This window comes from Halobacillus aidingensis, assembly GCF_900104185.1.
Taxonomy (GTDB): domain Bacteria; phylum Bacillota; class Bacilli; order Bacillales; family Halobacillaceae; genus Halobacillus; species Halobacillus aidingensis.
Genome location: NZ_FNIZ01000006.1, coordinates 1 through 6,556 on the forward strand (window position 1 = coordinate 1; position 6,556 = coordinate 6,556).

General features: G+C 40.0%; 4 protein-coding genes. 1 reads left to right on the forward strand and 3 read right to left on the reverse strand.

Annotated elements, in window-relative coordinates; all coding sequences use genetic code 11:
- The first annotated feature begins 122 nt into the window (after positions 1-122).
- A protein-coding gene (locus BLS23_RS07315; protein ID WP_089651141.1) for an IS3 family transposase occupies positions 123-1,450 on the forward strand; the annotation gives its coding sequence in 2 pieces (ribosomal slippage) (positions 123-501 and positions 501-1,450; 1,329 coding nt in all).
- A 150-nt stretch (positions 1,451-1,600) separates the two neighbouring features.
- Here the strand turns inward: BLS23_RS07315 and BLS23_RS07320 are convergent.
- From BLS23_RS07320 to BLS23_RS07330, 3 genes are all read right to left on the reverse strand, one after another.
- On the reverse strand, positions 1,601-2,569 hold the full coding sequence (locus tag BLS23_RS07320) for a M20/M25/M40 family metallo-hydrolase (RefSeq protein WP_089651899.1): 969 nt from the start codon (positions 2,567-2,569) through the stop codon (positions 1,601-1,603).
- A 374-nt stretch (positions 2,570-2,943) separates the two neighbouring features.
- Positions 2,944-3,255 (reverse strand): hypothetical protein, encoded by a 312-nt coding sequence (locus BLS23_RS07325; protein WP_089651900.1) that lies wholly within the window; start codon positions 3,253-3,255, stop codon positions 2,944-2,946.
- Between the two features lie 382 nt (positions 3,256-3,637).
- The coding region (locus BLS23_RS07330) for an OmpL47-type beta-barrel domain-containing protein (protein ID WP_208599168.1) at positions 3,638-6,556 on the reverse strand (2,919 nt) is incomplete at its 5' end.

The window sequence follows — 6,556 nt, forward strand, 5'->3', positions numbered from 1 at the left end:
ACTGAACTATACCCTGAATAATGGACACTGATAAAAAAGTGCCCTTATTCGGGGTTTTTTGTGTTTCATGACCTCGGATATCCATTTATAATCAAATTAACAATAAGAGCGAGGTTATAGAGATGTCCAAAATTACTTTTACTGAATCACAAAGAAGAGAACTAGAATCCAACCCAAATGTCATCAAGGTATCCGATCGCTCCATCACCTATTCTCCTGATTTTAAGGTAACGGCAGTGAAAGAAAACATAGAAGGGAAAGGTCCTTACCAAATTTTCTTAGAGTATGGGTTTGATATGTCTATTATTGGATCTAAGAAACCTAATCAATGTATAAAGCGTTGGCGGGAAACGTTCCAGAAGTACGGAGAAGATGGATTCTATACAGAACGTAGAGGGAAAGGCGCCACAGGACGTCCATCCTCCAAAGAACTATCTACGGAAGAGAAATTGAAGAAAGCAGAAGCGCGTATTGCGTATCTAGAGGCAGAGGTAGATTTCGTAAAAAAGCTCGACGAACTCGAAAGGCAGGCGAAGAAGAAAAAGTAACGACATCAGAGAAATTTCAACTCATTGAAAAAGTGGTAAGAGAAAATGGATTTCCTCCTTTAATTCAGTATTTTTGTGAAGTGGCAGGAGTAAGTCGTTCCGGTTATTATAATTGGTTGAAAGCAGAGGAAACCCGTCAAAAAAGGGAACAAAGCGATGAAGCGGACTATACGATCATCAAGAAAGTGTACGACCAATCTAAGGGAAAAGTGGGTGCCATCCAGATCAAGATGGCTTTAGAGAATGATGAGAAGATTGTGATGAACCTTAAACGTATTCGCCGAATTATGAACAAGTACAATATCGTGTGCAAGATCCGGAGAGCGAATCCCTATAAAAAAATCGCCCAAGCGACGCAAGAACATCAAACGTGTGAAAATAAGTTGGATCGCCAGTTCGATCAACAGGAACCACACAAAGTCCTCTTAACGGATATCACTTATGTTTATTATGAAAAAGGACAAAAAGCCTATCTATCCGCCATTAAAGATGGAGCGACACGAGAAATCTTAGCTTATCATATTTCTACCTCCTTGAAGATGGATATCGTGTACACTACGCTTGATAAGTTAATGGAACGGGAGGACTTTATCCCTCACCCTGACTGTTTAATCCATTCCGATCAAGGCGTGCACTATACCCACCCTGAGTTCCAGAAGAAAGTGAGCGAACTTGGCTTGGATCAGTCAATGTCACGTCGCGGTAACTGTTGGGATAATGCCCCGATGGAATCTTTCTTTGGGCATATGAAAGATGGAATCGACTTCAAGGCGTGTTCTTCTGTATTTGAAGTCAAGCAAGCGATTGAAGAATATATGGAGTATTACAATCATCGTCGATATCAGTGGTCCTTACAAAAAATGACCCCGGCACAATACCGAGGTCACCTATTAGCAGCCTAGCACTTTTTATTAAACTGTCCATTTTTGGGGGTACAGTTCACACCTCTTTCTGGGGGTGCTTTTTTTATAGATTTTTTTGGAATAGAGAAGAATAAATAGTTTTTAACATTAAAAGGCCCCCGAATAAAACAGGGACCTTAAAAGTTTAAATTATTTTGATGTACTCGTTTTGTTCATAAACTTGAGTAAATCCGTTAACAAAGTACTGAACGTAGATAAGTGTTCCTGTACACGTCCCGGATATTCCTCTTCAATAAATGCAAGTGTATCTTTCTCTGAATGCCATATTCCACCATGTTCTACCGTTTGCTGATAGCCATCCAGGTCCCCAATCTCCCAGTTTGTCGCTTCCAAATAACCATATGGAATTCCCTTCGCTTTAAACGGGGCATGGTCGCTCCAATCACCTGTTGTTCCAGCTGGATAATGCGGGTTTAGACCAGGGTTGGTTTCGACATCTAACTTTTTCTTATCTGCAATTGCCAAGGCCTGTTCACGGATAAATCCGTCCTCTCCAGCATTCCCATACACATACATCTGATCACCTGCTGCCAAACTGTCTAGGTTGATCATACCAATAGTATTTTTTATTTCTTCATCCGACATATGATTGGCATAATATTTGGATCCTTGTAATCCAACTTCCTCTGCCCCAAATGCAATGAATACAATAGAATAAGGGGTCTTTATATTCTTTAATACTTCTGCCGTTTCTAATAACACACCGACACCTGAAGCATTATCATCTACCCCTAGACCAACGGAAACAGAATCATAGTGAGCCCCTACAATAATCTGTTTCGTAGATTTTCCTTCTTTGTAAGCCACCACATTGGAAGAAGATCTTGAAGTAGAATAATCAAACTCCTGAACTTCTGTCTCCAACCCGATGCGTTCGAATTGGCCCTGAATATATTGGGCAGCTTCCCTTTCATTTTGCGAACCCGCGACCCTCGGACCAATGTCATCAGCCAGGTATTTCATATGTTCATAAGCCACCGCTCCATCTTTGTGAGCAAGTGATGGAGGATATGTAACTGGATCAGCTGAAGCACTGCCTACGAACGTAAGCAACCCAAAAACAAATGCAATAAACGTAATAGAAAACTTCTTTTTCATGTCAAAACTCCTTTAACTTATTTAAGTTATTTTTTAATATTCTAATAAAGTTTTAGGTTAATAGGAATACATTCGACAAAACCATGTAAATTTTTCACAAATTCACCCCCGGCGTTGAGGGTCTAATTACACGCACTACAACATTCTTCGACCTTTCTTGGTCTAATAAAAAAAGATTTTCTCTATATTTCATTCATTAAAAAAGGGGTAGTATCAAAATAAAACCTTGATCCTACGCTACCCTACGTTTAGTAGTCTTCTTTTTTTGATAGGATACGAATGGATTTGGATTTGGAAAACGTGTGAATGCAGGCTAATGCTCCAGGGGGAGAGCTGTGCCAATACCTTAAAGGCAATTTCCATAAATCATGGTATTACTCTAATCCATTTATTGCTGATTTTAATTTATTATTCGTTTCCTCATTTCCAAGTTCATAAAATACCAAAATGTTTTTATGCGTGTACTTTTCGTGTTCAACGACTCCAGCTGCAGCTGATTTTTCTTCAAAATCATCCATTCCTTCTTTCCGTGCATCTGTGGATGGAAATACATAAATAGAAAGTGTATCACCATCTATAAAAAATGCTTCGGGAGTAACACCGTTTAACTCTCTAGTGAAAGCATTGATCCTTGGTAAATCTGCATCCTCTAAAACCAACCCTTGATCTGTAATAGCCGTTTGCACCTTTTCTAATGTGATAAGATCCTCTTCTTTTACGCTTTGTTAGCTGCAAGCACTAAGAACGGAAATAATGAATACATAAAAGAATATTTTTTTAATCATATCATTACCTCCTGGAAATGCCTCTTTTATGAAAAAAACACAGTAAATAATAGACATTATTTTTAAAGGTTTTCAATCTATTGAGCGATCACATAACCACATTCTCATTAACAAGGACAACCACCTACTATACTTATTCAGTAAAAGTACAGGAACTCCTTTCCAAATGGCGACCATTTTCAAGCTGGGGAGTAGGGGAAGGCCTATTAAAAAACACCTTCACAGTCGTTATAAGACTTTGAAGGTGTTTTTTATGCTCAAATTCTATGATGATTAATTATTGTCAGTCAGTTACTCTGAAGCTGTCTTCCAAAACTCTCGCTACAAAAGAGGCAAATTCTGCTCTAGTAATTTCCTGTTCCGGTTTGAAGGTTCCATCCGGGTACCCGACAGTTATATTATTGGCTGCAAGGGTTTGAATATAGGAATCCGCCCAGTGCCCTTTCGTATCAGAGAAAATATTGGTTTGGCCTTGTAATTGATAGGCTCTTGAAACGATCGTTGCCATTTCTGCTCGACTTAAATTTTCATTCGGGTGAAAGGTTCCATCCTTGTAGCCTGAGAGGATATTAGCCTTGGCGGCTGCACCAATGTACCCGCTCGCCCAGTGTTCTTCTGAAACGTCTGTAAAGTCAGACCCAATCTTCTCAAGTTCAAGTTCCCTGGAAATAACGGTTGCTGCTTCAGCCCTTGTTATATTTACATCGGGCTGGAAGGTACCGTCTTTATAACCCGATAATAAGTTGTTTTCTACTAAATAATTTATTTTGTCTTCAGCCCAATGACCTTTGATATCTTTAAAAGTAACATCATTGGAAGGCTTATCAATCGTTACCTCACTAGACTGGATTGCTTCCACGTTTCCTGCATGATCGACACTACGATAGTCGACGGTGTGAGTTCCTTCTTCGCTTACAATAACAGTAGAGTTATATGCCAGCCATTCTCCCTGATTGATTCGATATTCTGTCTTACTCACCCCAGACAGTGTATCGGAAGAACTCAGGGTTAACTCCACATCATTGTCTCGCTTTTCAGTACTCATAGCTGTGTCTGGAGCGGTTGAATCCAGCTTAACGTTGATGCTTTTAACCTCTTCTTCATTGTCAGCGTAATCGATACTGCGATAATCAACGGTGTGGCCGCCTTCTTCATCAATCAACACAGGAGTCGTATATTCTTTCCATTCTCCCTCATTGATCCGATATTCTGTCTTAGCCACTCCTGATAATGTATCAGTGGAACTCAAGGTTACCTCTACTTCGGAGTTGTGCCATTGGTCGCCTACATCACCAGCCGATGTTTGTGGAGCATTATCGTCATATTTTACAGTTATACTCTTAAACTCTTCTACGTTCCCAGCTGTATCGACACTGCGATAGTCAATGACATTCTCGCCCTGCTGCTGGAAGGTAATAGGACCGCTATAGTTTGTCCATTCCCCTTCGTTCATTCTATACTTGATCGCAGCTACACCTGACAATTGGTCTTTAGCCGTTAATGTGATTTCTGTCGCTTTATTCGCCCATTTTTCAGGTACTCCGTTAACAGAAATAACTGGAGCAGTTGTATCTATTTTAATCGTTTCACTTTGAATTTCTTCTACATTCCCAGCTTCATCAAAGCTGCGGTACTCCAGCTTGTGGGCGCCTTCTTTCTCAAATACCACTGGTGTACTATAAGCTGTCCATTCTCCATCGTTTACTCTATACTCTGTTTTGCTAACACCTGTTAGAGAGTCTGTCGCACTCAAGGCTACCTCTACACTAGAGGTTTGCCATTGGTCGCTTACATCACTAATCGAAGTTTCTGGAGCAGTTAGATCAAGCTTAACAGTTAAGCTCTTCGTCTCTTCCTGATTTCCAGCTACATCAACACTACGATATTCGATTACATTTTCACCCTCTTGTTTCAACGTAATCGTGCCATTATACAATTTCCAATCACTTCCGTTTATTTTATATTCAACGGAAGATACGTCTGATAATTCATCTTTGGCTGTTAGTGTCAGTTCCACTTCTTCACTCACCCAGTCAATAGGAGTTTCAGAAGCTGTGGTAACCGGAGATGTTTGATCCAGTTTCACTACTACACTTTGAATTTCTTCTTCATTGCCAGCCTTATCGATGCTTCTATATTCAATGGTTGTCGATCCTTCTTGATCTAACGTAATAGGATCACTATAGTCTTTCCACTCGCCACCATTGATTTTATATTCAATGGAATATACGCCTGACAGCTCATCTGAAGACGATAAGGTTAGCTCAACATCCTGATTCGACCAGTCCGTCGGTACTTCTTCAGCTGTGGTAACTGGTGCGGTTTTGTCCACTTTAATCACTTTGCTTTGTATCACTTCTACGTTTCCTGCATGATCGATGCTACGGAATTCTACTTTATTGCTTCCTTCTTCTTCAACGAGAATAGAAGTATCGTAGTTTACCCATTCTTCTTCGTTCACTCTATATTCCGTTTTTGAGACGCCTGACAAACCGTCGGAAGAACTTAATGTTACTTCCATGTTGGAATTGTGCCATTCATCACTCACAGAACTGATTGAAGTTTCAGGAGCTTTAAAATCATGATTAACATTGACAGTCTGAATCTCTTCCTGATTCCCTGCTTCATCTGTACTTCGATATTCAATTACATGCTTACCTTCTTCAGCGATGGTAATAGGTGTATCGTAGGAAGTCCAGTCGCCTTCATTCATTCTGTACTCAATAGAACTTACGCCTGAAGATTCATCCTTAGCCGTTAAGGATAATTCTATTTCTTCATTACTCCAGTCGGAAGGAATTTCAGAAGTTGAAGTCACTGGTGATGTTTTATCTATTTTGAGGGTCTCGGTTTGAAATTCCTCTACATTCCCAGCATGGTCTACGCTTCGGTAATCAAGCTGAACTATGCCTTCTTGGCTAATTTCGAAAGCCTCTGTATATTCAATCCAGCTTCCTTCATTTATTCGATATTCTACCTTCTTAATACCGGATTCTTTATCGGTTGCGCTTAAAGCAGCTGTAACATTTGAAGGGTACCAACCATTTTTCATTGGGGTGGAAGACGTCATATCCAATTTTGTTATGGGTGCAATTTTCTCCACGACTACATCATATTGACTAAGATCTTTACTCTCAGAGTTTTCCCCCTGATAGGGACCAGTCTCGGAATGATGATAAGAATACGTGTTATCCTGCTTATC

Excerpts from the sequence above, each read along its gene's own strand:
- BLS23_RS07320 (WP_089651899.1), bottom strand. The coding sequence starts at position 2,569 with ATGAAAAAGAAGTTTTCTATTACGTTTATTGCATTTGTTTTTGGGTTG.